Raw genomic sequence first — 24,480 nt, forward strand, 5'->3', positions numbered from 1 at the left:
AACCTTTTATAATTTATAGATTTTTGAATAAAAAAGGGATGCACAAGCACCCCTTTTTAGCTAAAAGTGCTTAAGCGCCCAACAAGCTTTGACCACACACACGTATAACGTTGCCATTTACGCCTGTAGAAGCAGTTGATGCAAACCATGCAATCGTTTCTGCTACATCAACAGGTAAACCACCTTGTTGCATTGAGTTCATACGGCGACCAGCTTCACGAATTGCAAATGGAATCGCAGCAGTCATTTGAGTTTCAATAAAGCCAGGTGCTACTGCGTTAATGGTAATACCATCTTTTAATATAGGTGCAGTAAATTTCACCAGACCAATCACACCAGCTTTAGATGCAGCGTAGTTGGTTTGACCAAGGTTACCAGCAATACCACTAATTGATGATACACAAACAATGCGACCATTTGCATTTAGACCATCGTTTTCTAACAAGTAGTCATTTACACGTTCAGCAGCAGACAAGTTAATGTTAATTACTAAGTCCCAAAGCTCTGGCTTCATGTTTGCCAAAGTTTTGTCACGAGTAATACCTGCGTTATGAACGATAATATCTAAACCGCCTTGTTTTGCCGCAGCAGTTTTAATTTTTTCGCCCGCATCAGCAGCAGTAATGTCAATTGCCAATGTAGAACCGCCAATGTCAGCAGCCACACGGTCAAGGTCAGCTTGTTGTTGTGGTACATCTAAACAAATAACATGAGCGCCATCACGTGCAAGCACATGTGCAATTGCCTCACCAATGCCACGGCTCGCACCAGTTACTAGTGCAGTTTTACCAGCAAGCGGTTTTGCCCAATCAACATCAACCACATCTGCTTTAGACACACGAACAACTTGACCAGACACATAAGCTGAACGTGGAGAAAGCAAGAAACGTAAAGTTGATTCAAGGTTTGCAGCAGCACCTTCGTCAACATAGACAACTTGAGCAGTAATACCCTTTTTAAATTCTTTACCTACAGATTTGATAAATCCTTCAAGTGCACGCTGAGCAATCGCCTGTTTTACTGTTTTTGCAGTTTCAGGCGTTGTACCAATGACAATCACACGACCAGAAGTTGCAACTTGACGTGCAATCGGGTTAAAGAATTTATAAAGTTCGTTTAACTGTTCTGAGTTTTGAATACCAGAAGCATCAAATACAACTGCTTTGAATTTTGATTCTTTGTCGCCTGCATTGAATGGGCGTAAATTTAAACCAACTTTTGCAGCTTCTTGTTGTAATGCAACATTATTGCCTACATAGCTGTCAGCATGAATATTGCTAAGTACTTGTGCAATCGCACCAGACAATACACTTGACGGCGCTGCGCCAACCAATACTGCACCATTCACTACTGGCTGAGCACTTTCAAAACGCTCTAATGCAACTGGTGATGGTAAACCCAGATTTTTAACAACAAATTTACCAATAGGAGATTGTGTAAATGCTTGGTATTGATCAGTCATGATTATTATCTCTCAAAGAAATGAATTTTCTACGACAGGCTTCATTATGTTATGAGATGAATAGCAACAATATGAAATCAGTCGTTCATTAGAGTTACTCCAAATCATACTTGAGTTCATCTTTGGATGTCTTGACCTGAATGCTATCTACAATGTCATTCTAGTCAATACAGGTCTATTTGAATTGTGTTAATGTAGCTAATAAGAATATCGTTAATATGCTTGGAAAAGCCTTATGAGCAAGACAACTCAAGAAAATCCAGCAGTCGAGAATTCTGCTGAGGAAAAAGTGTCAAATACATCAAAGCCGGCTTCTAACACGGCTAAGCGTAACAGCACAACTCCTAAAGCAGCAACTAATACTCCAAAAACGACACGTACTCGTTCAACGACTGCACCTGCACGTAGCCCTCGTAATAAGAGCGCTGCTACAGCAACCCCATCTACATCTTCTAATAATGTAGTTGCAGCACCAAAAGCAACAAAAACCAAAACTTCTGTTCAACAGGATAAAACCATGAGCCAAAACACTGTTCGCCGCGTTGCAATTATTGGTGGCAACCGTATTCCATTTGCACGTTCAAATACTGCTTATTTTAAAGCGTCTAATTCTGACATGCTGACAGCAGCATTGAATGGTTTGGTTGAGCGCTTTAACTTACAAGGTAAGCGTATTGGTGAAGTCGTTGCGGGTGCTGTTTTAAAACATAGCCGTGACTTCAATATGACTCGTGAAGTTGTATTGAGCACAGATCTTGCTCCTGAAACTCCTGCTTATGACATTCAAATTGCTTGTGGTACAGGTTTACAAGCTGCTTTTGTTGTTGCAAACAAAATTGCACTTGGTCAAATCGATGTAGGTATTGCAGGTGGTGTAGACACAACTTCTGACGCGCCGATTGCTGTAGGTGATGGTTTACGTAAAGTTTTACTTGAGCTCAATGTTGCTAAGACTGGTAAAGATCGTCTTAAAGCATTAACAAAAATTGATTTTAAAAAACTACTTGATGCACCAAGCAATGGTGAACCACGTACTGGCCTTTCAATGGGTGAGCATCAAGCAATCACTGCATTAGAATGGGGTATTACTCGCGAAGCGCAAGACGAATTAGCTGCAAGCAGCCATCAAAAACTTGCTGCTGCTTATGAACGTGGTTTCTTTGATGACTTAATCACTCCATTCTTAGGTCTTAACCGTGACAACAACTTACGTGCAGACAGCACAATTGAAAAACTTGCTAAATTGAAACCAGTTTTCGGTAAAGGCGAAACTGCGACAATGACAGCAGGTAACTCAACTCCGTTAACTGATGGTGCTTCTGTTGTCTTGCTTGCTTCTGAAGAATGGGCAAAAGAAAATGGCCATGAAGTTTTAGCTTACCTTTCTTTCTCTGAAACAGCAGCTGTTGACTTCATTGGTAAAAATGGTCCTAAAGAAGGCTTATTGATGGCTCCTGCTTATGCAGTACCTCGTATGCTTAAGCGTGCAAACCTTAAACTTCAAGATTTTGATTTCTACGAAATTCATGAAGCATTCGCATCTCAAGTGTTGTCTACATTGAAAGCTTGGGAAGATGAAAAATTCTGTAAAGAACGTCTTGGTTTAGATGCACCTTTAGGTTCAATTGATCGCTCTAAACTGAACGTAAATGGTTCATCTTTAGGTGCAGGCCATCCATTTGCTGCAACTGGTGGCCGTATTTTAGCAACTGCTGCTAAATTGATTAATCAAAAAGGTTCAGGCCGTGCATTAATCTCGATCTGTACAGCAGGTGGTGAAGGCGTTGTAGCAATCGTAGAGAAATAATTCTACGATTCACCTAAAAAAAGCACCCTGATGGGTGCTTTTTTACTTTAACTAGTTAATTTTAATGAAGTGATGCAGCTTTAGCATCTGGGAAAAACTTATCTTCGATATGGTCATAACACCACTGGAAAATAAAGGTATAAACCAAAATACATAAGGTTAAACCAATATCTAAAATAAGTGCATCAATGACACTCATCTGAAGCATATATGCAATCATCGGTACTGTTGCAATCAACAAGCCGCCTTCAAAACCAATGGCATGTAAAATCCGAACAGGGATCGTTCTTTCCCAATTATATTTATGCTCTACTTTTTCGAAATAGTGGTTAAAAATCATATTCCAGAAAACTGAAACAACTGCCATAAACACACCGAGTGTTCCGGTTACATCCATTGGCATATCAAAAATAAAACTTAATGCAATCGCAATGATGACCAATAAAATTCCTTCATAACTGATTGCATGAATGAGCCTTCTCTTGGAAATCAACATTTTTAAATACTCAATAATAACTTGGATAATGTGCATTTTATTTTTATAATATTGATTAATCCAATCAGGTTCTTTCAGTTTTTTTGACAGATGAATATTAATCAAGAACAACTACTCATGTTTCAGGCCGTAATTGAAACAGGATCCTTTTCAGCAGCAGCACGTAAACTTGGAAAAGTTCCTTCGGCTGTAAGCATGTCTATTGCCAACTTAGAAATTGATCTGAACCTGACTTTATTTGACCGTAAAGGCCGTGAACCCGTCCCAACTGACGAAGCACGGGTCTTATACGAAAAGACATCTCAGCTTTTAATTGAGATGAATCAATGGAAACAGCATGCACACGCGTTAAGTACAGGGTTAGAAGCCAATTTAACTCTTGTGATTGTCTCTGAACTTTTACACACCAATTGGACCGACTATATTTGTCTTTTAGAAAGTCGTTTTCCAGACTTACAAATTAATATTGTGTCTGCTCCCCAAGAAGATGCACTTCAAATGTTATTAGATGGCTCTGCCCAACTTGCACTGATGTTTGAACGTGAACACCTAGATAACAGAGAACAATTTGTAGAACTTAAACGTGAGGCTTTAATTCCGGTTATTTCAAATAGCCATCCTCTCGCAAGCCAAAATCAGGTTTCTTATGAACAAATCCTTACTACACGACAAATTGTAGTTGCAAGCCGAGATGAAACTTTAAAGCCGGAATTGCTATTTTCGAAACATTATTGGCGTACAGACAACCACCACTCTGCTTGTTTAATGATTTTACGCAATCTAGGTTGGGGTGTTCTTCCTCAAGAAATGTTTAAAGAAAACCCAGAATTAAAAAACAAGCTTAAAGTATTGGATTTATTAGATTTCACGCCAAGATTTGAATATTATGTCGACTTAGTATGGAGCCGTGAAAGTGAACTTGGTGCGGCTGCCAGATTCCTAATTGAATATATCCGTAAGCAACGAATGCAACAGACACCTTAAAATTATTTCAATTGAGATGCAGAACCTAAACGTTTTTCTTTGAAATATAACAATTGATATATCGACAGCATGAATAGACTTTGTGCTATAAAAGAAAACATAAGATTTATTACTGAAGATGTTGAATATCAATGACTCATACAGCACTTGACCAATTAAAAACATTAACGACCGTTGTTGCCGATAGTAGTGACCTTGATGCAATTCGTAAATTTCGTCCATTAGACGCGACGACAAACCCTTCGTTGATTACGGCAGCAGCAGAACAACCTGAAAGTAAAGAGCTGATTGAAGATGCTTATTATCAAGCCAAAGAAGAAGGCTATAGCAACGATGAGTTAATCGAAAGAACGATTGATATTTTGACTGTAAAATTTGGCGTAGAAATTTTAAAACTCATTGAAGGCCGTGTTTCGACAGAAGTTGATGCTGCCCTTTCATATGACACCGAAGCAACCATTAAAAAAGCGCATGAATTATGTGAACTTTACAAAGGTTATGGTATTGATCAGTCACGTATTTTGATTAAAATCGCGTCGACTTGGGAAGGTATTCAAGCTGCTAAGGTACTTGAAGCTGAAGGGATCGCTTGTAACCTGACTCTCCTTTTCGGTTTGCATCAAGCTCAAGCATGTGCAGATGCTAAAGTAACTTTAATTTCACCATTTGTCGGCCGTATCTTAGACTGGTACAAAAAAGCTGAAGGTGTAGATGCCTACCCAATCGAAAAAGACCCAGGTGTAGTTTCAGTTAAGAAAATCTACACTTACTACAAGCAGCAAAATATTCCAACTCAAGTGATGGGTGCGAGCTTCCGTAGCATTGATCAAGTGCTTGGCCTTGCAGGATGTGATTTGCTAACGATTTCACCGGGGCTACTTACCCAGCTTGAGCAAGATACACGTACAGTTGATGCAGCTCTTGATGCGACTAAATCAAAACAAGCAGAGGCTATTGTTAGACCTGCTCAAGATGAACAAAGCTTTAAAGACGAACTTAATCATGACTTAATGGCATTCCAACTTTTACAAGGTGGTGTTGATGGCTTTATTAAAGCTCGTGACCAATTAAGTTTTTTATTACGTCAATCTTTTGGAATTGATGCAGAAATTAAACCTTAAAAAACTGCACTTTTCATACAAAATTGCCGATTTTTGTTATTATGACAAAAATCGGTTTTTTATTGGGTTTCTTGTGTTCGGCATAACAGATATAACAACATATATTATTGGTACATTCCTAATTGTGTTATTACCCGGACCCAATTCTCTTTATGTGATGTCAATTGCTTCACGCTACGGGATTAAAACCGGATATATGGGTGCACTTGGTATTTTTACTGGCGATCTCATTTTAATGCTGTGTACTGTACTAGGAGCAGCCTCCCTACTTAAAGCATTTCCATGGGTATTTGTTATTCTTAAATTAACAGGTGCTCTTTACCTATCTTATTTAGGCTTTAAACTCTTACAAGGTAGTATTCAACGCTGGAAACAACGTAATCACCCACAACCAGAAATGGCTGATTTACCTGCTTTAGATAAAGTTCACCCTTATAAAACCGCCTTAAGTATTAGTTTACTTAACCCTAAAGCAATTTTATTTTTCCTATCTTTCTTTGTTCAATTTGTTGAACCCGACTATGCCTATCCTGCTCTAAGCTTTTTAATTTTAGCGGTTATTTTACAGGTGATTAGTTTTAGCTATTTAACGGCATTAATCTTCTCTGGAATTAAACTTTCAGCATTTTTTAAACAAAACCATAAAATTGCTGCGAGTAGTATTTTTTTAGTCGGAATTCTATTCTTCGGATTTGGTCTAAAACTAGCAACCTCAACAATCTAATCATCGTTACCTATCCGTTTATGCACTATAAAGTTAAAACATGATGAGCTGTTAAAATGCCAGCATGCCATCTGTTTTAACTTCATTGAGCACAAAAAATGTTCTGACTTGTCTTACTCCAGGTAAGGCAATAATCTTTTCACTATGGAATCGGTTAAACGCAGCTAAATCTTTAACACGAATTTTTAGAAAATAATCGACCTCTCCCGCCACCAGATAACACTCTAAAACATTTTCCAAATCACCTGATGCTTGTTCAAATGCCTGAAAGCTATCAGGTGTTGAACGGTCTAAAACTACACCAACGAGTACTACCGTATCACGTTGCACCATGCTCGGATTAATCCGAGCACGCACATCTAGAATTGCTCCAATCTTAAAAAGACGCTGAGTATGATTCCAACAAGATGAAGTACTTATGCCTACGAGCTTAGCCAATTCGGCATTACTTAAGCGTCCATTTTCTTGTAATGCACGCATAATTTTCAATTCGAGTGGTGATAAATTCTCAGCCTGCTCTTCCATAAAACAATATTCCAAATTTAGTGTTATTTATGGAAGGAATAATATCATTATTCGAAATTTTAAAAATATTATTTCCATTTTAGGTTAAAAATAGAAAGCACCTTCTTTAAAAAAATTGTTAGATTTAGCGAGCTGAAAGTAAAGGCAGAAACATATTAATTTTTCAGGAACTTAGAACATTTAGCCATGCAAAAGATTCTTCAAGATTTTTCTATTCCAGCCGTATTCGCGGGTTTCATTACCTTTCTTATTGGTATTAGTGTTTCGGCTATTTTAGTGATACAGGCTGCCCAAGCTTTAGGTGCTTCACCTGAACAAATTACCTCATGGTTTTGGGCTTTAGGTTTGGGTCTTGGTTTATCAGGACTTATTCTTTCATGGAAATTTAAATACCCTGTAGCAACTGCATGGTCAACCGCTGGTCTCGCTTTAATTATTGCAACTGGCGGTGGATATAGCATAAATGAAGCAATTGGTGCTTTTTTAGTGGTTGGTTTACTGACTGCGATTTTAGGTTTTTCAGGAATTTTCCAAAAAGCGCTTTCCTATATTCCGCAAAGCTTAACCAGTGCCATGCTTGCAGGCGTTTTACTTAAATTTGGTATTTCACTTTTCGCAAGCTTGCAAAATGATTGGGCATTCGTTTTATCTTTACTCGTCATTTATATTATTACAAAAAGATTATGGCCGCGTTATAGCATCGTGTTCACAGCTCTTGCTGGTGTTGTGCTCTGCCCTGTGTTTTTAGACTTTCATATGCCTACACTTCACTGGTCTTTGGCTAAACCTGTTTGGATTAGTCCTGTCTTTAGCTGGTCGGCTCTTTTAGGATTAGCATTACCTCTTTTTGTGATTAGTATGGCTTCGCAGTATTTACCCGGTATTGCCATGATTAAAAGTTATGGCTATAAACCACATGTTAACCAACTCATTGGCTGGACAGGTTTAACCCAAGTTTTGCTTGCACCTTTTGGTTGTTACAGCGTTAATATTGCTGCGATTAGTGCAGCTGTATGCCTTGACGATCAAGTTCATCCTGACCCAAGTAAACGTTATATTGCTGGCATGAGTTCTGGTTTTTTCTATGCATTGATGGGACTATTTGCAGCAACACTCACAAGCTTACTCATGTCTTTTCCCCATATCTTTATTGTAGCTTTAGCTGGTATCGCATTACTTGGCACCATTAGCCATAACATTGCACTTGCATTTGGCCCTGTTGAAGACCGTGAAGCTGCATTATTTACCTTCTTATGCAGTGCTTCGGGCATTCAATTTTTTGGTATTGGCTCAGCCTTTTGGGGACTTATTGTCGGTCTTATTGTGTTTTTAGTACTTAAATTTAAGGTCAAAAAAAGTTAATAAAAAAGCGTTCATAGCTCCTTTTTCAATGCCATGAACGCTTTTGAATCTTATTTTTATAACTCTCTTACTACCACTGATTTTGCCATTTTGTCATGCCAGCCTTGTTTTTTAGCATCAAATGCCACCCAAAAAAGACCAATACCAAACACTAAAATTGACGGAATATAGCCAACATATCGAATAATACTCTGCGTAACTGTTAGCTTATTACCTGTTTTTTCATCTAAAACTTTTAATCGCATCAAACGCTTACCTGGAGTACCTGCAAAATACAGCCAACATAAAACTGAATACAATAAAGGAAATGCATAGTTCACAATCAAATCGAACCAATAATTTTGTGGCTTAGCACTTAAACCTGTTGCAAAGACTAAATCGTAATCCCCTTGATAAAAAATCCATGCTGCAGGAATAATAGCCAAAAAAAGAATAAGAGTATCAATGATCATTGCACCAAATCTTAACCAGAACCCTGCATACTCATACTTATAAGTCATGCTCACCTCGCTTTGTTATTGTTTAATAGCTAAAAACGCTTTTACAATTTTACTTTTATCCTAAATGAAACTTTTTTATTTTTAAATACTTAAATAAATTTAAAATATTCTACTTTTATATTTTATTGTAATAATGCTGATCAAAAAAACGTTATTGCATCAATATTCATCAAAAAACTAATATTTTTAGAACTGAATTTTTTCATTTCAGTTCTATTGGAACAATATTACAGGAAATTAAAATATAAAATCATATTATATTTATTTCCAAAATAAAATATCTAATTTAAACTCTTTTTTTAATAATAATGCTGCAAATAATAGAGCTAAACCAATAACAATTAAAAAAACACTTAAAGTGACTATTCCATAAACAATAGCTACACTGCCTAATATAGCTAAAACATAAAATATAATTACACTGAATGTCGGCATTTCAATTTATTCCACTACTTAAAATAAAAGCAATTTATTCTATCGAGTTTATAAACGATTGCTGTTTTCAAATGTTGGCTACACTATTAATTTGTATCATCATACAATAATCATATTATTAAATATATTTAGTGTTACTTTGCTTTAATAACAAGTGATGAAGTTCACATAATTTTTATTTAATTTCAAAATAGTGTTTTTCAGTGACAAGTTTAATTTTTAGATTTTTATATAAGCGTTCTTTTGAATCTTCAAGTGAAGGAACAACTTTTTCTGCAAATTTATCTTCGGTCATCAATCTGGCATAAGTTTTATAACCGATAACTAACTTTTCGGGTTCTTTGCCTGTTTGACGGAACTCTTCAATAAGTTTATTAACTTTCTTTGCTGTTAAATCAGCCATCTTCCTCACTCTCCCCTTAATTCACTATTTTGTTATACGTTTTCTATATGACAGAAAGATGAACAGTAATTTTTTGTAATTTTCATGTAAATATTATCGATTCTTTAGCAATGCCACCTAAACACCATCTCAACCAATAAAAAATAAACACAAATATATGATTTGAAATAAATTTATTTAATTTCTCTTTCCAATGACTGAATAGATGTTTACCGTGAATGAAATATGTTAATCTTTAATTAATAAATGCTTCATACATATAACAACTGTAAATAAGAGGAATAACATTATGAATTACCAACATATTATTGTACCAGTCGATGGTTCGGAAATTTCTTTAGCGGCAGCAAGACAAGCAGCTCATATTGCAAAAGCTTTTGGGAGCAAATTGACCGCTATTAGCTTAGTTGCGGTAGATCCTTTTAGCGGTGTAGATTTTTATTACATCTCACCTGTTGTAAAAGATTATTTTGTTGAAGCACGAGCAAATGCAGAAAAAACACTCGCAACTGTAAAAGCTTTATGTGCCGAAGAAGGTATTGATGCCGAAACTCAAATCATCCAAGGTGAAATTTCTTCAGATGGTATTTTAAAAGCTGTAGAAGACTTAGGTTCCGATTTGATTGTGATTGGTTCTCATGGTCGCAAAGGCTTCCAAAAACTTATTTTGGGTAGCTTTGCTCAAGATGTTTTAAACAGTACCAAAATTCAGGTATTGGTTGTAAAAGAATAAATTTTTTAGATGCAAAAAACCCGATCCAACGATTGGGTTTTTTAATAAAATAAATTGCATAAATTTTACACTAATCAAAAATCCAGCTAGAATAGTTTCTTATTCTTCCAATTTCGTGAGTCACGCCAATGAAGTAAGTCTTTTTTCTCATCAATTTTTCTTTTTTTGATGTGCAAAATAGACTATTTTTTTGTGATTTAAAATCTCTGCTTAAAACTACTTTTCCTATTTTGTACATCCTGTATTTATGAGGTTTTTTTATGACTCAGCAGGCATGTGTAATATCACAACTCTCTTTAGAATTCCCATCTAAAGTCATGTTTCAACAACTAAATTTTAATCTTGAATCGCATCAAGTATCTGCTTTAATTGGCCGTAATGGTCAAGGCAAATCTTTGCTTATGCAAATGTTAAATCAGACGCTTAAATCAGATTTAGTTCTGACATCTGGGCAAATATCTTGGCATGTAAAGCATGCATATTTACCTCAGTTGCATCGTTTGACAGCACTGACCTTTGCCGAAGCATTAGATATCTTAGATGTTTATCATGCTTTTAAAAGAGTTGAACAAGGTGTCGCTAACTTCGATGATTATGATTTGTTAGACGGTAAATGGGATCTGCCAACCTTATGGAATAATTTATTGGAGTCTGCGGGTTTACCAACAGATTTAGACTTTCCAGTGAAAAATCTAAGCGAAGGTCAAAAAACCAAATTGGCATTAAGCTGTTTATTTCTAAAATCAGATCACTACTTGCTACTTGATGAACCTAGTAATCATCTAGATCAGCAATCTAGAAAATGGTTAATTGATCATTTGAGGAAACACCCAGCAGGTGCGCTGATCATTAGTCATGATCGTAGTTTACTGAATGAAGTAGACCATATTTATCATTTAAATGAACATGGTTTACATCACACAACGGGAAACTATGAAAAATTTTATGACCAATATCAAACTCATGTTGCAGCTTTAGAGCAATCTGTTCAACAAGGCCAACGCGACGTTAAACACATGAAGCAAAAGCAGCATGAAGTATTAATGAAAGCTCACAAACGTGAACGTGCTGGAAATAAATTACGAGAGTCGAATTCTCAAGCCAAAATTTTGCTCGATTTTAAAAAGGAACAAGCAGGCCAAAGTATTGCTGCTATACAGTCCCAGCACCAACGACAAATTTCGAACAGTCAAAATGATTTAACAGACAAAAAAATGCGTCTTGAAACCGTCAAGCCACAACAGTTTGTCTTCCCTACTTTTCATAAGAAATCTGGAGAAATTCTTCGAATTAAAAAACTTAAACTGAAATATGGAACGCAAAAACCCATAGATTTAGCGGTTCAGGCAGCCGAAAAAATTCACGTAACCGGTCAAAATGGTATTGGTAAATCGACACTACTCAAAGCAATTCAAGCTCAAAACAAACAGCCATGTGACAGCATTCACTTATTTGTAGAGTGCTTTTATCTGGACCAAAACTTTAGCTTTTTATGTGATGAAATGACAGTGATTGAAAATCTAACCCACATGAATAGTGAGCTTTCAGAACTAGAATGGCGAAATCTATTAGGTCAACTTCGAATTCGAGGTGATAAAGGTACACAACTTTTATCTCAGCTCAGTGGTGGTGAAAAACTCAAAGTAGCCTTATTGGCGCTTAGCCAGATACATCCTACCCCTGAACTCTTGTTATTAGATGAACCAGAAAATCATTTAGATATTGAATCTAGAGAACTATTAGCTACCGCTATTCAAAGCTATGAAGGCGCTGTATTACTCATTTCACATGATCAAACTTTTGTTGAAAGTTGTGCTATTCATGAGTCTTTTTCTTTAGCCGATTAATCTTTATTGATGTCTTTTTCAAATTTACTAGTTCTCTTTTGAGAACTAGTAAATTCTAGCAACCATTATTTTTTTACTTTATTTAATATTTCAATTTCTAAATTATATGTCACAGTTTTATTTTTACGAGCACTATTTCGCATTTGATAAACTTGAACAATATAATCTCCATCAACTGGTAAAGTAAGTTCACCTTTAGATCCTACAGTTGAACCAATTAATAATGCCTTATCCTTGCCGGGCTTTTTACCTGGGGCAAAAATATTAACATAGGCTAAATTACCAAGACTATTAATATTGAATTTCAATATTTGACCATTCTTTGCATAAACTCTATATCTCACATCATCATAACTATGAAATTTTCCAGTTAATGTGGTATGAGTAGAACCTTGTAAAAAATTAACTTTTTGCTCAACATTTTTAGCTAAAACTGTGAATGATGCAGTTGAAATTAGCGTAGATAATAATAAATTTTTAATGATTTTTTTCAATTTCTAATCCTCAAAAAATATTTTAAACTATTATATTAAAATATTTTTTATAGAATTTTACTTTATGTATGAGTTTAACAATTAATAGTTATTTTTTATAATTAGTAACAAATCAGGTATCTCAAAGTTTAAATATGATTGGCTCCGAGATACCCTTTTTAGGAAATATTAGAATCGATAACCTACCCCTAAATAGGTAATCAGTGGGTCAATATCAACTTTTGTTGTGGCATGTATTAAACGAGTCCCCGTATTTTGATTGACGACATCAATTTGGGCATTGTTACTTAACTTTGCATAGGACACAGAAGCTACCGTATACCACGAATCGTTAAAGTCATAGGTAAAACCAGCGGTAAAAATAGGCGCTATCGAATCATCTGCATCGACATTAACGACCATTTTTCCACTCGATTCTTTTCGGTCTAAAGCCGCTCCAGCTTTGCCATCCAACACATTTTGGATCATATGGCCTGCAGACACTAAATCAGAACGAATTCCATCGTTGAGTTTAATATCATTAAAATGAGCATACATTAAACCCACTCCAACATACGGTCTAAACTTATTTACCCCACTTTTACCAAACTGATATTGTGCTTCTATGGTTGGCGTCCATGCTCGAATAGTTGCAGCTTTAGATTTATTGCCTAGGTTGGTAATAGGAATCGCCTGACCTAAAGTAAAGCCATCAGGGAAAAGGTATTTCACTAAGTCATTAGGAGACATTGCGATTCCACTTAACGGTGCTAGGATCTCTCCTTTTCCTTTAACATCAACTTTAGGTGGAATTCCGCCAATAAATTGTAAAGACACATTGTCATTCAGATAATAGTTAAATGTTAAACCTAATGTGTCTACATTATCGACTTCTAGTCCCGCATCTTGCTGTTGCCAGTTTTCCAATCCCTCAATTCGTGCTGTACCAGCAACTTCAGCTAGAATATTACCCTTACCATCGGTAAGTTGCTCTTGGATTTCGGGTTGGGCTAGAAACTCTGTAAGGGTTTCTTTTAAATTCCAAACCTCTCCACCCATATCAGTCATAGTGGCATTGGGATCAATAGAGTTTAAAAAACTTGTTGTTGAAATAGTGCCGACTTTAGCTTCTGTTCCATTTTTAACTGCGGTATTAATATTAAATGGATTAGCTTTACCCTGTGGCATTACATGTAGCCAACCAGCAGAGACAGAGAATCTTTTAAATTCCTGCGCATAACTCATGCTTGTGATTACAGATAATGAACTCAATATTGCTATTTTTATTACTCTTTTTTTCATTTTTATTCCATCCTAGAAATATATTGCTGATTTTGCAATATAGATATGGAATATAGCCAAGTTGCCTTTTTTATCAATCAGTATAATTTTTAAACAAAATTGATTTAGATAAATCTATCAATTTATCTCTTTAATTACATGAAATAGTCATCAAATTTTTCTGACGAATGACATAATTAAAATTAAAAACAATTTAACGAACGGTAAAATAACTAAATAGAATTAGTCTTATTTGACTAGCTGTTATGCTTGAGTTATTTAAATTAGAATCTAACTAGACTTTTAATTTTCGTTTATAGACATTTCAATAAAAACCTACGAAGAGAGCTTATCTAAAGAAGTTACCTCGTATAGCTAATCAATAAATCTGGAAGAATTTTTAATGAATATTATTATTCGTGATGAACAAAATGAGGATATCGAAGCGATCGAAAACCTAACTAAAGCAGCTTTTCAAAATGCTGAGCACACGAGTCATACCGAACATTTTATTGTTAATAGTTTAAGAAACCACGGTCAACTCACTATTTCTCTGGTGGCAGTTGAAGACGGTTCTATTATCGGGCATGTTGCTATTTCTCCAGTTCAAATAAGTTCAGGGGAAATAGGATGGTATGGTTTAGGCCCTATTTCAGTTCATCCAGATAAACAAGGGCTGGGTATTGGTTCCCTTCTGATGAATAAATCACTAGAAAAATTAAAAAACTTAGGTGCAAAAGGATGTGTTTTATTAGGTGATCCCAACTATTACAGCCGCTTTGGTTTTAAAAACTGTCCTGAGTTAATTTTACCTGATGTACCGAGTGAGTATTTCCAAGCCTTAAGCTTCTCAGGTCATTTTGCTACAGGATATGTAAGCTATCATGAAGCATTTAATGCAACGCATTAACAAAAAGTTCTCGCCTTTTAAAAGAAAACTCCTAAAAATAGGAGTTTTCTTTTTGTTTACTTTGAACAATATAAATAATCTATTTTATTTAACACGTTCAATCTTAAAAACTTCAATATCGGTAGGCTTAACTCGATGTGTATCCACCTCTCCTACAACACGTACTTTATCGCCTGCTTTTAATTTTAAAGGCTTCCACAAGTCATCATCAATATCAATTACAATCGAACCCGTAGCATCTTTAAACTCAAAATGATCACCAGCAATATGCTTTACGATCGTACCAGTTAAAGTTACTCCAGATTCATCAGCCAAAGTTTTTGCTTTAGACACAGTGACTACATTTTTTGTCGCTTCTTTTAATAAGGCTGCATCTGGTTTAGCAAATACCGCATTACTACCCAATAAAGCCAACCCAGCGAAAGTTGCTAAGTATATTTTTTTCATTACGATGACCTACTTTTAATGTTCTTAGCTATATAAACAAATTCTTTTAAAGTTATAGATTTAGCTTTTGTGGTTTTTTGTATCTTATTCGAGCCTTTGTTTAATGAGAATGAATAGAAACACCAAATAATTTACGGCAAAAATTCAGAAAAATTCCGTAAGGTCTTCCAGAAATACTTACAATGATTAAGATAGAGCTCGCAGCCGTAAATACTTGTACTAAAGTTGCTCCATTCAAAAGCAGTATCAAAATATATAAGGGAATTTGAAACGTTAAATTAGCAAAGGTATCGAGCAAAAAAGTTTGTAATGCTGTTTTATTCTTTGAAGTTATTGTTTTAAAAATCCAGTCGCGGTAAAGCCCATATGGCCGACCAATAATAAGAGAAATAGGTATTGCAGTGACCCGTATTTTGATCGTTTGTTCAAGGGTTAAGCCCGTAATAACTAACTCAACGAAACCACCAACAATAAGTGAGAACAAAACCATTGCGAATGTGTCTGCAAGGAATTTTTTTAAGCTTTCACTTCCGACAACCATTTTATAGCCTATAGTTTTGTCATGAATTTACTTAAGAAAGCGTGTTTCTTAAGTAAATTAAACTCAGCATTAAAATAACACTTAATCGTTAAGCAACAAGTTGGCCTAAATTCAATAAAATATTTATGGCTTCTGTCTCATCCTCTGTTTGCCCAGCAATCATTCTGTCATATGAAATTCCACCAATCTCAATATAAATTTTTGGATGAGGAAGTTGAGGGATATAAACTTTGAGCGGTTGATAAAGAGCAAGAAGATAACCAAATGAATCATAAGGATAATGATCATCTTTTAATGTCTTCTTTATGACCATATAAGTGTTCAAAATATTTAGAATAAAACCATATTCATTTTCAGAATGAAATTTAGCGTCCATACCTACCTCCTTGATTAATTAATATTTTTATAATCAAATTTAAAGGTTAAATTTCTGATCTGATGGTGTTTAAACCAACACACTTTAAATATAGAGTTATATTTAAAGTGATTCGTATTGAATTAAATATATTTAAAACCAAGTATATTAGTCAACATATTTTTGAACAGTGCCATTAAAAATAAATATTTCGAGTTGCAAATCACACTTTAAGATTAAAATAAAAAGATATAAAAAAACCCATCTTACGATGGGTTTCGAAATTCACTTGGATTATGAATCTTTGTCCATTGAATGAGGAGTAGTCGTTTTATCTTGCTGCTTTGTGTCATTTTCACCTTGGCAAGCACTCACACTTAAAGAAATAATGGTAGCTAAACCTAAGGTAGCCATAATTTTTGTCATGTTTCACCTCATGAATTATTCAGATAGTGAGTTAATAAATACTTTTTATTAGTTTTACGATCAGCATAGGTTTCTAGGCTTTTTTGTAGATTTAACGCAAAAATGTAAAGCGCTTTACTTTCACCTTTCAATATTGACTTAAAATTGACTATTAAACATTAACTGAGTGTCTGAGCGTTTTAATGAGTAATTCATATAGGTGGTCTACAGCTTTTGACTCTAAAGAAGACCTACTCCGATAAACAGCAGCCTCCATTGGCTCTAATGGTCCAAGTCCATGATCTGCACCTAATATAGTTAAATGCTCAGGTGCACTGCATTGTGTGAATACGGCGATTGCTAAACCACTTTCAACTGCTGCAATTTGACCAGCCAAACTTGAACTGTTGTATACCACACGGTAACGGCGCCCTTGTAATGCCAAAGAATGAATAGCACTCTTTTTAGCTTGGCTGGTACTTTCGTAAACTGCAATTGGAAGCGGATCTTCTCGCCAGAGTTCAAATTGTGGAGAACCAACCCATACCATTGGTTCATGAAATAACAGTGTTCCTTGACGAGCGTTATCTCTTGAAATTAATGCCAAGTCTATATCACCACTTTCTACTCGTGGAATTAAAGAAGTCGACTGCTCGCAGATCAATTCAATTTCAACACCTCCGTAACGTGGTGCAAAACGTTTAAGTACGGGCGTTAAATATTTAGCAGCATAGTCATCAGGTACCCCAAGACGTATACGACCCTTTAATTCATCTCCATGAAATGCCATTTGAGCTTCAGCATGCAAATCTAAAATACGGCGTGCATAACCTAAGAGTAGCTGTCCTTGCGACGTTAATTCAATTTGTCGATGTGTTCGTATTAAAAGTTGGCAATGTAGCGCTTCTTCTAGTTTTTTCAGTTGCATGCTAACCGCAGACTGCGAGCGATATAACTCAGGTGCTGCATTCGACAATGAGCCAGTATCAACGACTGTGACAAAACACTTTAACCAATCAATCTGTAAGTTTTTTATATTCATTACGATTTATCTATTCGATTTTCAAATAGTATATAAAAGAATTATGCGCTTTTCTTTATCTCTTCTCTCTCCCATACTGAAATTAGAAGAAGTTAAAACAATTCATTTTTCTAAAAGAAGCTATCCATGAATTGGTTAATGTCTGAATAACACGTTAATAGCGACACCTACTCACAATTTCATCACTACGTATTTCTTAGGTATTACGCACTAGGAGGAGGTTTTATGCGCCTAAATAAACAGATGCTTGCATCACAAAGTGCGACATCTATTTTCGTTTTACTTTGGGGAAGTGCCGCAATTTTTACTCGTTGGGGACTCGATAATGCCTCACCCATAGCCTTACTAATTTTACGGTTTTCTACTGCTTTAATTGCTCTGTCGCTATTGGCTATTTTTAGAAAACGGCTCTTACCCAAGCAGGGAACCCGAAAGCAAGTTTTACTGACTGGATTACTCATGATCGCAGGTTATTCAATCTGCTATTTTAAAGCTATGGCTCATGGGGTTACGCCTGGTTTGATGGCCACAATTATGGGAATACAACCCATTTTAATGCTCTGCCTTTTAGAAAAGAGTTTACAAAAAGAAAGGCTTTTCGGTTTAGTCATTGCTTTAGCTGGACTCATTCTTTTAGTCTGGAAAAGCCTGACGATGTCGTTTATTGCGCCAATCGGCATATTCTTTGCCTTGGCTGCCCTCATCTGTATAACCTTTGGGGCTATCATGCAAAAGAACATTCAGCAGGCCCCGACAGATGTCTTACCACTACAATATGTAGTTAGCCTTGTAGTTTGCTTATTGATAGTTCCCTTTGAACATTTTGAAATAACATGGAATTCACAACTGATTATTTCAGTCTTATTTCTTGGAATTTTAATTTCTGTAGTTGCGCAGCTTTTACTTTATCGACTTTTAAGTCAGGGCAATATTGTCAACGTGACAAGCCTGTTCTATTTAGTTCCCATTGTTACTGCGCTCTTAGATTTTCTAATTTTAAAAAATACATTACCTCTGGCAGGTTTAATTGGAATGATTGCAATTTTACTAGGCTTATTGCTTGTATTTAAAAAGAAATAACTCATACAAATAATATAGAACCCTCAACTGAGGGTCTTATTCTGAGTAAAAAATTAATCTAAATTTTTCCAGTCTGTACCAATTTGGGCTAATGCTGGAAGCTCATCACTATTAAAAACATTAGAATTACGGTCAATAGCAAATCGATAAATGGGCATAGAATCAGCTTCAGTTTTCTTAAAGAAACTGAAGTTTTCATTAAGATGATAATTCCCCCCTTCTATTGATTTTGTTGCTGTTCCTGAGGGTATATGAGTATAACTTTCACACTCTACTTCAACATTATTTCCGGCAAGATCTTGGTAGGAAAATTTCATGTGTTAATCCTTTCTAAATTTTTATGATTGAGAAAAACTTAACATGCTATCTGGCTAGATTATTGAAACTTTTTTAACTAATTGTTTAAGTGTGTATCTTTGGTTAAAACTAAAAATGTTATTTAAGATAAAAATCCTATTTCAAATGCTTCTGCTCTCACTCACAAATCTAAAAATTTTAAAGCCCGCTCATCAAGTTCTTTAAGTTCCTCAAGGGTATATAACCGCCCCTCTGGATCAAAAAACTTATCAAAATCGAATTGCCCTTCTTTATATAATTTATATCGTTTAGGTCCTAACCATTCTTTTTGAAAGAAATCATCTGTCAGTTTAAAAAACTCTTTAAAAGAAGTATTTGCATCTAGCTGACCAGTTAATTGTTCGCGCTCATCTTTAGGAATATCTTTAAATTTTCTTTCATCCATAATGAAAGCTCGACTACCCACTAGCTGACCATCCTCAAGGGTTGGAACTAAAATGCTGCGGCAATGAGGATGTAAAGGAGGAACTTTTTTTGCCGGATCGTTAAGCTGCCATACTGAACCATCAAGTGAAGCACATGTTTTCGATGTCCTTCCATCAAGAACGCTTACAAATCGGACATATTCAAACTTTAATTGTTTATAGCTATTTAAATATGCCTGATTGGATATATGACTTCGAATTGTACGTACAGTTCGTTCAATATCTGTTTTAGTACTATTGAGTAGCCCATCTTCATATTTAAGACGTTTAGTTCCATGAATACGCTGAATAATTTGTAGGGTTGTAGCGCCAATATTAAGCCCATCTCGAATCGCATATTCAACTCTTTGACGAGCTAGCTCAGCGATTTTAGAGAGTAATTCATCTACTAATGCTCCGCCCGCTAAAGGAACGCGTTTAGCAGCTTTATAGAGTTGCTCGCCTTTTAACTCTTTATGTTGACCACCAAAAATTTTTGACATATATCTGGCTTCATAGAAAGCCAATGCCACAGCAGATATTGTAAAAGTGTCAATGAGAGCTTCATTAATCAAATTAAACCACTGAGAAATTAACGCACGTATCTCTCTTAAATTAGCTGTTGAATAAATTCCACCAGCCAATGCTGCTTTTTCCTTTTCATTTAGCCCATCTAATAAGTTAGCCAATTTAGCAAGCATGGTAACCGTTTCAGAATTAAATAAATTAATAAGTTCGTTGACCGATCTTGATGATGCTCGATATAGATAGGCCTGATGTTGAGTCAAAATATCAAAAAGTGTTTTTTGATGAAGATTAGCCATAAAAATTTACCTCTACAGAAGTGCTTTTTTATTGTTTTGCTATTTATATTTCCAGTATCACTAGATTAAGTTATGACTAACAAGCACACCTACGTAAAGTTATTTAGCTAAATGCTCATCCTTGTAATGCGTTTTTTATAAACGTACCTTAAACCTCATCTAAATAGGATCTTTCTTGCTGAGTAAAACAGCATTACTCGGAATACTTTTAAGTATTTTCTTTTGTTGTTTCAGCCATTCTTTATAAAGTTTTTTATCAGATTGTTCCGAAAAGTTGTCTTTAGGCTTGTTATAGGAAGCATCACGCATATTTTCAGATCGTACACACGGCCAATTGTTTAATTGGGGTGTCAACACAGCATTACTTACCAATGAAAGCTCTTCTAATCTAATCAAATTCATCTCTACTTCCTTACTTCCCTCTAGCGTCCTCACTCTTCAATTGATTCATACAAAGCTTTATTTTGAATAATCTATAGACGGCTATTGTTTATTCCCTAAACCGATCCAATTAGGGCTACACACAAATAACATGCCTTCAAAAATGCAAAGTGCAAATTTTGTGTATTGATTTATCAAACATGTAAGTTGCTATAGGAATGAATAAATTGAGTTTAAATAGAGTGATGAAGATATTTAGAATGTTTTCTTCTTTGTTGCTTCAATTTCAGATATACTGAACTTAGTATGAGATGAGCCTTATATAGTTCATTGCTAGATCAATGAACGACTAAGCCCTTCGCTTTCGAGCAAGGGCTTTTTTAATGCCTAAAATTTGAGAAAACTTATACTTATATGAACTGTCTGGTCGGCCATCGGTTTGCCTTTATAGATCAGGTCTGTTAGATTGGTCTTGTTCATCAACTCCTATTGTCGATGAATACTGAAGCCTGATTCGTAGCATCAGGCTTTTTTAATGCCTAAAATTTGTATAAATGATCCTGCCCAAATGATGACATGTGATCTCGGTACGATCCGAAACAACGTAAATCAAACTATAAAATAAACCAGCCTTATCTTACTTTTAGCCAAGTGCCTACTTCTTTTAGCACATCAACTAAACCGTTTAATTTCTTGCCATCTTCGGTTAGTGAGTATTCAACCTTAACAGGAACTTCCGCAAAAACTTCTCTGTTAATAAACCCCTCTTCTTCAAGAAAACGCAATTCTAAAGTTAACATTCTTTGAGAAATATTAGGTATTGCACGTCTGAGCTCATTAAAGCGCATAGGTCTTTCGATGAGAAATGAAATAATTAACATTCTCCAGCGGCCACCCAATACTGTCATTGCCTCTTCTACAGAACAGCCAGAAATATTATCTTTCATTGTTTAATTAGGTATAAAAAATATACCTATATAACAAAATAGTGCCTAATTTACAATCTATACCTAGTGGTAAATAATAGTTTTTTATCACGAAAAGACTGACCAATATTATGGAATATAAAGAAGTTGCTAAAAAAACGATTAATCATTTGTACTCAGCACATGCATCTATTCGTACCTCAGGCATCGACCCTCAAATCATTGCTTTAGCTGAGTTGTATGTGTCACAAATCAATGGCTGTGCTTACTGCTGCGCGTTTCATGCTCAGGAATTGAGAGATATGGGAGTAAGCCAAGAAGTCATTGATAAAATTCCGGGCTATAAACATTCGAATGCCTTTTCAAAAAAGCAGCTTCTTGCTCTTGAACTTGCGGAGGCAGTCACTTTTCTATCTGACAAAATTGAAACTGTAAAAGCTCATTTAGCTGAATATTTTAGTGAAAGAGAGATTGTAGAATTAACAGCTAGCATTTCGCTCATGGGGGCTTTAAACCGACTCAGAATCACTTTAGGTGATAAAAGTTAATCTATTCACCTCCTATATGAAAAAGCCCTAATTATTTGGGGCTTTTAATGATTTTTGACAAAGTTTAATAAAAAATGAAAACACTATTTTGACGATAAAAATAATTTCTTTTCGATTGCACGGCGATTCACCAGCCCTTGTAAACGCTTACCGCCAGCATTGACCCAGACATCAAACTGGTTTGCAGCCTCTTTGTAATCACCTAAATTTAACTTTTTGAGTAAGGTCGAGTTTTTAAAAGCCCCTACTCCAATGTTATAAGCTAAAGAGACTAATGCATCGAATTGATTTTGTTTTAAAGATACTTTTACGGCACTATTTACTGCGCGCTCAAATATCTTTAGATCATGCTGCATATAAGCTTTAGCTTGTTCAAGTGTGCATCGATCTCCTTCACTTACACGCTGACCATGAGGATATCGCGTCGTGCCATATCCAATTGTCCAGACACCAGTACCATCGTCATAAGCACTGAGTTTTAACCCTTCAAAATTACAAATTAGGTTTACACCTTCTAAGCTAAGAGCCCCCTCATCAACAGCGATGCCTATCAATTCATCGCCATAATCAGTTGCTGTAGCAATCTGATCCACTGCTGCATCTTGCTGAGACTTTGCAGTAAAAAATTTGCGGAGATAATCCAATATTTTTTGCATTTAATGCCCTGTTATTTACTTTTTCTCAGTAACCCAAAGCGTAATATACCCTTGAACTACTGGCTGCCCATCCGCTCTATAAGCGTTAACTTTTATTTGCATATCTCCAATTTTCCACTCGTCATCAATTGTTGCTACTACTTTAATATCAGAATCTGCCTTAGCTACATAATTTACGCTCATGCCTTTAGGTAACCATCTTAAATGTTGAGGTACTGATGCTTCAGCTAACACGCCCATCACAAATTCCAATCCATTACATATAGCAATAACGTGTACAGTCCCTATATGATTTTCGATTGATTTATTTTTTTTGATTGAGGCTTCACACACATTTAAATCTAATTTTTGAATCATTGGATTTACAGTCTGAAAATATGGAGCCACTCGACTAACAACTTTTGATAATAGTTTTAATCCGCCCGGTACATTTTTCAAAGTCTTAAATGCGAGCAGAATATCATTGACCGGTGGAACTGCTTTATTTTTGATTTTGTTGGTAAATGTAGAAATATAAATACTCATAGTTTTACTTCAATTCGAGAATTAATCATTCAATAAATATATATGTACCTACTTCTACACTCATTGCTTAGTTCTCAATTTTTTGAGTCATTAATGATAATGATTAAATAACCTCGAACGTAGCGTACTGTTTGACTAGAAATCCCAAATATTAAAAATGCCCAATATTGAATTGGGCTTTAAATTATTCTTCAATTTCGATGGGATCACCATCTTCAGGGCGAATGTGACGCTCACCATCATCGGCCGGATCTACACTCGAGCCATCTTTGGTGATGCTGTTATATAACTCATCCTCTTTTTTATCATCGATAAATTCTTCATCGGCAAAATCGAGAGGCTCTTCATCATCGTCAAAATTTAAGGGTTTTTCTTCATCTATCATGAGATTCATCCTCTACTTAACTTGTGTCTTTCCATGCTTAAATAATTAATGGCTACATTCAACCCTAAACAATCATCATTTGTGTAACTGACACTTTAGGATACGTTTTAGTTTTTGGTATTTTCAAGATGGTTCAAAATACTACTAATTTTTAAAAGCAAGTAACCAAAAAGTAGCCCATTAAATATAATGAAAAGACCGACTGTAACCATTTCTTTAGACCAGACTTGAATAATGTCTAAATTATCATTTCTTGTTTCAACTTGCCCATATGACAAAATAAAGGCTATTCCCAAAACAATTCCAAATAAAATTATGCCCCATGCGACAATTGAGGTAGCCTTACTTTCACTATGGGGTTTGCTTACTTGACTCATACTTTTTCATGTCACATTTTAGGACTTATATCAATTTTTTATATTAATTTAAGGCCTATTTAAAGTTTTGTTTATGTTATGTTTTGATAGCAATGTAAGTAATCTTTATATTTTGTTTACCTCTCCATCAACTGTCTTATTTTCAATTTAAGATAATATGTTGC

At 35.3% G+C, this 24,480-nt stretch carries 31 protein-coding genes and 1 pseudogene; 10 read left to right on the forward strand and 22 right to left on the reverse strand.

Annotation, left to right across the window (positions count from 1 at the left end):
- Nucleotides 1-70: 70 nt before the first annotated feature.
- Nucleotides 71-1,462, reverse strand: a complete 1,392-nt coding sequence (locus tag ACT53H_RS00865; protein ID WP_476008380.1) for a 3-oxoacyl-ACP reductase — start codon at nucleotides 1,460-1,462, stop codon at nucleotides 71-73.
- Between the two features lie 235 nt (nucleotides 1,463-1,697).
- On the opposite strand from ACT53H_RS00865, the gene ACT53H_RS00870 reads away from it, so the two are divergent.
- On the forward strand, nucleotides 1,698-3,269 hold the full coding sequence (locus tag ACT53H_RS00870) for an acetyl-CoA C-acetyltransferase (RefSeq protein WP_476008381.1): 1,572 nt from the start codon (nucleotides 1,698-1,700) through the stop codon (nucleotides 3,267-3,269).
- Nucleotides 3,270-3,330: 61 nt separating this feature from the next.
- On the opposite strand, the gene aceI is transcribed toward ACT53H_RS00870, so the two are convergent.
- Nucleotides 3,331-3,765 (reverse strand): chlorhexidine efflux PACE transporter AceI, encoded by a 435-nt coding sequence (gene aceI / locus ACT53H_RS00875; RefSeq protein ID WP_005073799.1) that lies wholly within the window; start codon nucleotides 3,763-3,765, stop codon nucleotides 3,331-3,333.
- Between the two features lie 90 nt (nucleotides 3,766-3,855).
- Between aceI and aceR the strand changes: the two genes are divergently transcribed.
- From aceR to leuE, 3 genes are all read left to right on the forward strand, one after another.
- Nucleotides 3,856-4,749 carry an HTH-type transcriptional regulator AceR gene (gene aceR, locus ACT53H_RS00880; protein WP_004791696.1) on the forward strand — a complete coding sequence of 298 codons (894 nt, stop codon included), beginning with the start codon at nucleotides 3,856-3,858 and terminating at the stop codon, nucleotides 4,747-4,749.
- A gap of 131 nt (nucleotides 4,750-4,880) precedes the next feature.
- Nucleotides 4,881-5,870 carry a transaldolase gene (tal, locus tag ACT53H_RS00885; RefSeq protein WP_004791694.1) on the forward strand — a complete coding sequence of 330 codons (990 nt, stop codon included), beginning with the start codon at nucleotides 4,881-4,883 and terminating at the stop codon, nucleotides 5,868-5,870.
- 73 nt (nucleotides 5,871-5,943) lie between these two features.
- Nucleotides 5,944-6,594 (forward strand): leucine efflux protein LeuE, encoded by a 651-nt coding sequence (leuE, locus tag ACT53H_RS00890; protein ID WP_034596589.1) that lies wholly within the window; start codon nucleotides 5,944-5,946, stop codon nucleotides 6,592-6,594.
- 51 nt (nucleotides 6,595-6,645) lie between these two features.
- Here the strand turns inward: leuE and ACT53H_RS00895 are convergent, their stop codons facing one another.
- Nucleotides 6,646-7,119: an Lrp/AsnC family transcriptional regulator gene (locus ACT53H_RS00895; RefSeq protein WP_004791690.1), complete on the reverse strand. Its 474-nt coding sequence runs from the start codon at nucleotides 7,117-7,119 to the stop codon at nucleotides 6,646-6,648.
- 186 nt (nucleotides 7,120-7,305) lie between these two features.
- Between ACT53H_RS00895 and ACT53H_RS00900 the strand changes: the two genes are divergently transcribed.
- The gene (locus ACT53H_RS00900; protein WP_174728206.1) at nucleotides 7,306-8,481 is read left to right on the forward strand and encodes a benzoate/H(+) symporter BenE family transporter; all 1,176 of its coding nucleotides are present in this window, start codon (nucleotides 7,306-7,308) and stop codon (nucleotides 8,479-8,481) included.
- A gap of 56 nt (nucleotides 8,482-8,537) precedes the next feature.
- On the opposite strand, the gene ACT53H_RS00905 is transcribed toward ACT53H_RS00900, so the two are convergent.
- From ACT53H_RS00905 to ACT53H_RS00915, 3 genes are all read right to left on the reverse strand, one after another.
- On the reverse strand, nucleotides 8,538-8,981 hold the full coding sequence (locus ACT53H_RS00905; RefSeq protein WP_004791686.1) for an RDD family protein: 444 nt from the start codon (nucleotides 8,979-8,981) through the stop codon (nucleotides 8,538-8,540).
- A gap of 261 nt (nucleotides 8,982-9,242) precedes the next feature.
- Nucleotides 9,243-9,416 (reverse strand): hypothetical protein, encoded by a 174-nt coding sequence (locus ACT53H_RS00910; RefSeq protein WP_004791685.1) that lies wholly within the window; start codon nucleotides 9,414-9,416, stop codon nucleotides 9,243-9,245.
- Between the two features lie 175 nt (nucleotides 9,417-9,591).
- Nucleotides 9,592-9,819 (reverse strand): hypothetical protein, encoded by a 228-nt coding sequence (locus ACT53H_RS00915; protein ID WP_004791683.1) that lies wholly within the window; start codon nucleotides 9,817-9,819, stop codon nucleotides 9,592-9,594.
- A gap of 289 nt (nucleotides 9,820-10,108) precedes the next feature.
- Here ACT53H_RS00915 and ACT53H_RS00920 point away from each other — a divergent pair, with 289 nt between their 5' ends.
- Together ACT53H_RS00920 and ACT53H_RS00925 are read left to right on the forward strand one after the other, a co-directional pair.
- Entirely contained in the window at nucleotides 10,109-10,552 is a 444-nt protein-coding gene (locus tag ACT53H_RS00920) for a universal stress protein (protein ID WP_005306472.1), read from the forward strand.
- 260 nt (nucleotides 10,553-10,812) lie between these two features.
- Nucleotides 10,813-12,399 (forward strand): ATP-binding cassette domain-containing protein, encoded by a 1,587-nt coding sequence (locus ACT53H_RS00925; RefSeq protein WP_476008382.1) that lies wholly within the window; start codon nucleotides 10,813-10,815, stop codon nucleotides 12,397-12,399.
- A gap of 65 nt (nucleotides 12,400-12,464) precedes the next feature.
- Here ACT53H_RS00925 and ACT53H_RS00930 read toward each other — a convergent pair whose 3' ends face one another.
- From ACT53H_RS00930 to ACT53H_RS00940, 3 genes and pseudogenes are all read right to left on the reverse strand, one after another.
- Nucleotides 12,465-12,893, reverse strand: a complete 429-nt coding sequence (locus ACT53H_RS00930; protein WP_476008383.1) for a DNA breaking-rejoining protein — start codon at nucleotides 12,891-12,893, stop codon at nucleotides 12,465-12,467.
- Between the two features lie 22 nt (nucleotides 12,894-12,915).
- Nucleotides 12,916-13,005, reverse strand: a pseudogene (locus tag ACT53H_RS00935) (hypothetical protein); the annotation flags it as partial.
- Nucleotides 13,006-13,061: 56 nt separating this feature from the next.
- A complete protein-coding gene (locus ACT53H_RS00940) occupies nucleotides 13,062-14,174 on the reverse strand; it encodes an OmpW/AlkL family protein (protein ID WP_476008384.1) in 1,113 nt (370 codons plus the stop codon).
- A 382-nt stretch (nucleotides 14,175-14,556) separates the two neighbouring features.
- On the opposite strand from ACT53H_RS00940, the gene ACT53H_RS00945 reads away from it, so the two are divergent.
- A complete protein-coding gene (locus ACT53H_RS00945) occupies nucleotides 14,557-15,063 on the forward strand; it encodes a GNAT family N-acetyltransferase (protein ID WP_476008385.1) in 507 nt (168 codons plus the stop codon).
- 84 nt (nucleotides 15,064-15,147) lie between these two features.
- Here the strand turns inward: ACT53H_RS00945 and ACT53H_RS00950 are convergent, their stop codons facing one another.
- From ACT53H_RS00950 to ACT53H_RS00970, 5 genes are all read right to left on the reverse strand, one after another.
- The gene (locus ACT53H_RS00950) at nucleotides 15,148-15,510 is read right to left on the reverse strand and encodes a NirD/YgiW/YdeI family stress tolerance protein (RefSeq protein WP_174742278.1); all 363 of its coding nucleotides are present in this window, start codon (nucleotides 15,508-15,510) and stop codon (nucleotides 15,148-15,150) included.
- A gap of 100 nt (nucleotides 15,511-15,610) precedes the next feature.
- Entirely contained in the window at nucleotides 15,611-16,051 is a 441-nt protein-coding gene (gene alaE / locus ACT53H_RS00955) for an L-alanine exporter AlaE (RefSeq protein ID WP_004791668.1), read from the reverse strand.
- 88 nt (nucleotides 16,052-16,139) lie between these two features.
- Complete coding sequence (locus tag ACT53H_RS00960) at nucleotides 16,140-16,427, reverse strand: hypothetical protein (protein ID WP_004791666.1); 288 nt, start codon at nucleotides 16,425-16,427, stop codon at nucleotides 16,140-16,142.
- A 273-nt stretch (nucleotides 16,428-16,700) separates the two neighbouring features.
- Entirely contained in the window at nucleotides 16,701-16,832 is a 132-nt protein-coding gene (locus tag ACT53H_RS00965) for a hypothetical protein (protein WP_004791664.1), read from the reverse strand.
- A gap of 151 nt (nucleotides 16,833-16,983) precedes the next feature.
- Complete coding sequence (locus ACT53H_RS00970; RefSeq protein WP_004791662.1) at nucleotides 16,984-17,853, reverse strand: LysR family transcriptional regulator; 870 nt, start codon at nucleotides 17,851-17,853, stop codon at nucleotides 16,984-16,986.
- A gap of 225 nt (nucleotides 17,854-18,078) precedes the next feature.
- On the opposite strand from ACT53H_RS00970, the gene ACT53H_RS00975 reads away from it, so the two are divergent.
- Nucleotides 18,079-18,933, forward strand: a complete 855-nt coding sequence (locus ACT53H_RS00975) for a DMT family transporter (protein WP_476008386.1) — start codon at nucleotides 18,079-18,081, stop codon at nucleotides 18,931-18,933.
- Between the two features lie 53 nt (nucleotides 18,934-18,986).
- Here ACT53H_RS00975 and ACT53H_RS00980 read toward each other — a convergent pair whose 3' ends face one another.
- The 4 genes from ACT53H_RS00980 to ACT53H_RS00995 all read right to left on the reverse strand — a co-directional run bounded on the left by ACT53H_RS00980 (nucleotide 18,987) and on the right by ACT53H_RS00995 (nucleotide 21,846).
- Nucleotides 18,987-19,250 carry a hypothetical protein gene (locus ACT53H_RS00980; RefSeq protein ID WP_004791659.1) on the reverse strand — a complete coding sequence of 88 codons (264 nt, stop codon included), beginning with the start codon at nucleotides 19,248-19,250 and terminating at the stop codon, nucleotides 18,987-18,989.
- A 161-nt stretch (nucleotides 19,251-19,411) separates the two neighbouring features.
- The gene (locus tag ACT53H_RS00985; RefSeq protein WP_476008387.1) at nucleotides 19,412-20,518 is read right to left on the reverse strand and encodes a minor capsid protein; all 1,107 of its coding nucleotides are present in this window, start codon (nucleotides 20,516-20,518) and stop codon (nucleotides 19,412-19,414) included.
- A 159-nt stretch (nucleotides 20,519-20,677) separates the two neighbouring features.
- Nucleotides 20,678-20,920, reverse strand: coding sequence for a hypothetical protein (locus ACT53H_RS00990; protein ID WP_476008388.1), 243 nt, complete (start codon nucleotides 20,918-20,920; stop codon nucleotides 20,678-20,680).
- A 611-nt stretch (nucleotides 20,921-21,531) separates the two neighbouring features.
- Complete coding sequence (locus ACT53H_RS00995) at nucleotides 21,532-21,846, reverse strand: winged helix-turn-helix transcriptional regulator (protein WP_004791654.1); 315 nt, start codon at nucleotides 21,844-21,846, stop codon at nucleotides 21,532-21,534.
- Nucleotides 21,847-21,956: 110 nt separating this feature from the next.
- On the opposite strand from ACT53H_RS00995, the gene ACT53H_RS01000 reads away from it, so the two are divergent.
- The gene (locus ACT53H_RS01000) at nucleotides 21,957-22,373 is read left to right on the forward strand and encodes a carboxymuconolactone decarboxylase family protein (protein ID WP_353156293.1); all 417 of its coding nucleotides are present in this window, start codon (nucleotides 21,957-21,959) and stop codon (nucleotides 22,371-22,373) included.
- Nucleotides 22,374-22,456: 83 nt separating this feature from the next.
- Here the strand turns inward: ACT53H_RS01000 and ACT53H_RS01005 are convergent, their stop codons facing one another.
- From ACT53H_RS01005 to ACT53H_RS01020, 4 genes are all read right to left on the reverse strand, one after another.
- Nucleotides 22,457-23,029, reverse strand: a complete 573-nt coding sequence (locus ACT53H_RS01005; RefSeq protein ID WP_476008389.1) for a lysozyme — start codon at nucleotides 23,027-23,029, stop codon at nucleotides 22,457-22,459.
- 15 nt (nucleotides 23,030-23,044) lie between these two features.
- The gene (locus ACT53H_RS01010) at nucleotides 23,045-23,554 is read right to left on the reverse strand and encodes a hotdog fold domain-containing protein (protein WP_476008390.1); all 510 of its coding nucleotides are present in this window, start codon (nucleotides 23,552-23,554) and stop codon (nucleotides 23,045-23,047) included.
- A 184-nt stretch (nucleotides 23,555-23,738) separates the two neighbouring features.
- The gene (locus ACT53H_RS01015) at nucleotides 23,739-23,939 is read right to left on the reverse strand and encodes a hypothetical protein (protein ID WP_004791647.1); all 201 of its coding nucleotides are present in this window, start codon (nucleotides 23,937-23,939) and stop codon (nucleotides 23,739-23,741) included.
- Between the two features lie 107 nt (nucleotides 23,940-24,046).
- On the reverse strand, nucleotides 24,047-24,316 hold the full coding sequence (locus ACT53H_RS01020; protein ID WP_151963079.1) for a hypothetical protein: 270 nt from the start codon (nucleotides 24,314-24,316) through the stop codon (nucleotides 24,047-24,049).
- Nucleotides 24,317-24,480 lie beyond the last annotated feature (164 nt).

This window comes from Acinetobacter sp. DMC2 (genome assembly GCF_056314305.1).

Bases quoted from the DNA above. Each gene is read 5' to 3' on its own strand.
- ACT53H_RS00865 (WP_476008380.1), bottom strand. From the start codon at position 1,462: ATGACTGATCAATACCAAGCATTTACACAATCTCCTATTGGTAAATTT.
- ACT53H_RS00870 (WP_476008381.1), top strand. From the start codon at position 1,698: ATGAGCAAGACAACTCAAGAAAATCCAGCAGTCGAGAATTCTGCTGAG.
- aceI (WP_005073799.1), bottom strand. From the start codon at position 3,765: ATGTTGATTTCCAAGAGAAGGCTCATTCATGCAATCAGTTATGAAGGA.
- aceR (WP_004791696.1), top strand. From the start codon at position 3,856: ATGAATATTAATCAAGAACAACTACTCATGTTTCAGGCCGTAATTGAA.
- tal (WP_004791694.1), top strand. From the start codon at position 4,881: ATGACTCATACAGCACTTGACCAATTAAAAACATTAACGACCGTTGTT.
- ACT53H_RS00895 (WP_004791690.1), bottom strand. From the start codon at position 7,119: ATGGAAGAGCAGGCTGAGAATTTATCACCACTCGAATTGAAAATTATG.
- ACT53H_RS00900 (WP_174728206.1), top strand. From the start codon at position 7,306: ATGCAAAAGATTCTTCAAGATTTTTCTATTCCAGCCGTATTCGCGGGT.
- ACT53H_RS00905 (WP_004791686.1), bottom strand. From the start codon at position 8,981: ATGACTTATAAGTATGAGTATGCAGGGTTCTGGTTAAGATTTGGTGCA.
- ACT53H_RS00910 (WP_004791685.1), bottom strand. From the start codon at position 9,416: ATGCCGACATTCAGTGTAATTATATTTTATGTTTTAGCTATATTAGGC.
- ACT53H_RS00915 (WP_004791683.1), bottom strand. From the start codon at position 9,819: ATGGCTGATTTAACAGCAAAGAAAGTTAATAAACTTATTGAAGAGTTC.
- ACT53H_RS00920 (WP_005306472.1), top strand. From the start codon at position 10,109: ATGAATTACCAACATATTATTGTACCAGTCGATGGTTCGGAAATTTCT.
- ACT53H_RS00925 (WP_476008382.1), top strand. From the start codon at position 10,813: ATGACTCAGCAGGCATGTGTAATATCACAACTCTCTTTAGAATTCCCA.
- ACT53H_RS00940 (WP_476008384.1), bottom strand. From the start codon at position 14,174: ATGAAAAAAAGAGTAATAAAAATAGCAATATTGAGTTCATTATCTGTA.
- ACT53H_RS00945 (WP_476008385.1), top strand. From the start codon at position 14,557: ATGAATATTATTATTCGTGATGAACAAAATGAGGATATCGAAGCGATC.
- ACT53H_RS00950 (WP_174742278.1), bottom strand. From the start codon at position 15,510: ATGAAAAAAATATACTTAGCAACTTTCGCTGGGTTGGCTTTATTGGGT.
- alaE (WP_004791668.1), bottom strand. From the start codon at position 16,051: ATGGTTGTCGGAAGTGAAAGCTTAAAAAAATTCCTTGCAGACACATTC.
- ACT53H_RS00960 (WP_004791666.1), bottom strand. From the start codon at position 16,427: ATGGACGCTAAATTTCATTCTGAAAATGAATATGGTTTTATTCTAAAT.
- ACT53H_RS00965 (WP_004791664.1), bottom strand. From the start codon at position 16,832: ATGACAAAAATTATGGCTACCTTAGGTTTAGCTACCATTATTTCTTTA.
- ACT53H_RS00970 (WP_004791662.1), bottom strand. From the start codon at position 17,853: ATGAATATAAAAAACTTACAGATTGATTGGTTAAAGTGTTTTGTCACA.
- ACT53H_RS00975 (WP_476008386.1), top strand. From the start codon at position 18,079: ATGCGCCTAAATAAACAGATGCTTGCATCACAAAGTGCGACATCTATT.
- ACT53H_RS00980 (WP_004791659.1), bottom strand. From the start codon at position 19,250: ATGAAATTTTCCTACCAAGATCTTGCCGGAAATAATGTTGAAGTAGAG.
- ACT53H_RS00985 (WP_476008387.1), bottom strand. From the start codon at position 20,518: ATGGCTAATCTTCATCAAAAAACACTTTTTGATATTTTGACTCAACAT.
- ACT53H_RS00990 (WP_476008388.1), bottom strand. From the start codon at position 20,920: ATGAATTTGATTAGATTAGAAGAGCTTTCATTGGTAAGTAATGCTGTG.
- ACT53H_RS00995 (WP_004791654.1), bottom strand. From the start codon at position 21,846: ATGAAAGATAATATTTCTGGCTGTTCTGTAGAAGAGGCAATGACAGTA.
- ACT53H_RS01000 (WP_353156293.1), top strand. From the start codon at position 21,957: ATGGAATATAAAGAAGTTGCTAAAAAAACGATTAATCATTTGTACTCA.
- ACT53H_RS01005 (WP_476008389.1), bottom strand. From the start codon at position 23,029: ATGCAAAAAATATTGGATTATCTCCGCAAATTTTTTACTGCAAAGTCT.
- ACT53H_RS01010 (WP_476008390.1), bottom strand. From the start codon at position 23,554: ATGAGTATTTATATTTCTACATTTACCAACAAAATCAAAAATAAAGCA.
- ACT53H_RS01015 (WP_004791647.1), bottom strand. From the start codon at position 23,939: ATGATAGATGAAGAAAAACCCTTAAATTTTGACGATGATGAAGAGCCT.
- ACT53H_RS01020 (WP_151963079.1), bottom strand. From the start codon at position 24,316: ATGAGTCAAGTAAGCAAACCCCATAGTGAAAGTAAGGCTACCTCAATT.